Genomic DNA, 1,112 nt, shown 5'->3' with positions numbered 1-1,112 from the left:
AAAAAGTACCGGAACAAAGCTTTGCAGATGTTGATGAAACAGTATATATAACTGCCAATTCAGTAAATATAAGAAAGGGAGCTTCAACTTCGGCACCTGTATTAAAGAAGGCTGATAAAGGAGCAAAATTTAAAAGAATTTAAAAACCAAATTTTAGATTTTATCCGCAATAATCCGCCTAGAATGGGCGTAAATTGGACCTGCACGATGGATGTTGGCATCAGGGTCGCCAATATGCTGGCGGCTTACGATATGTTTTGCCAGATGGACGGGGGCGGAATTTTGGATCAAAATTTCAAGCAGACCTTTTCAAATAGCGTCTACGAGCATGCGCTTCATATCGTAAATAATCTGGAATATTCGCCGCATCTTACGTCAAATCACTATCTAAGCGACATCGCGGGTTTTCTGCAAGCTTGCGCGTATTTGAACGGCGGCGGCAAGACGGACGCGTGGCTGGCGTTTGCCGTGCAAGAAGTGATTAGCGAAATGAAAAAGGAATTTTACGAAGACGGCGGAAATTTCGAGAGCTCTACGAGTTACCACCGCCTAAGCGGCGAGCTGATGGCGTATGCCACGGCTCTGATACTGGGTCTAAAAAGCGAGAAAATTTTATCGCTAAAAAATTACGATGCAAAGCTTTGGCGTAAAAAGCCGAAGCTCTTGCCGTCAAACGAGCAGGAATTTAAAATTACAAACGGACAAATAGCGCTGCCGCAGTGGTTCGCAGACAGGCTGTATAAAATCGGTAGGTTTACCGCAGATATTACAAAGCCAAACGGCGAAGTGCCGCAATTCGGCGATAACGACAGCGGCAGATTTTTTAAATTTAGCCCAAACGGCGAGTTTTTGAGTAATGAACAGGCCGCGCGAAAATATCTAAATTTAAGCGGCTTTGAGGGCAGCGACGAGCCGTTTTGGGATGAAAATATTTTAAACCATTCCACGCTAATTAGCTGCATGGGCGGAATTTTTGACGATGAGATATTTAAAAACGATATGCGCTTTGAGAGGAGTTTTGCTCGATCTCTTGCTGGGCGCGCGCTGCAAGTAAGCGATAAAACATACAAAAGCCAGGTCGCCTCGGGCGTGAAATTCGGCGAATTGCCGCA

The 1,112-nt window shown here is 44.9% G+C and carries 1 protein-coding gene; it reads left to right on the top strand.

Going from position 1 to position 1,112, the window contains the following annotated elements; translation table 11 throughout:
* Window positions 1-111: 111 nt before the first annotated feature.
* On the top strand, window positions 112-1,112 hold a 1,001-nt coding region (locus Q0277_RS05595), incomplete at its 3' end, for a heparinase II/III family protein (RefSeq protein WP_366517327.1).

Source organism: uncultured Campylobacter sp., from assembly GCF_938030815.1.
In the GTDB taxonomy this organism is placed as follows: Bacteria; Campylobacterota; Campylobacteria; order Campylobacterales; family Campylobacteraceae; genus Campylobacter_B.
The sequence above is the reverse complement of the archived record's forward strand: the minus strand, read 5'-3'. Positions and strand labels throughout refer to the sequence as shown.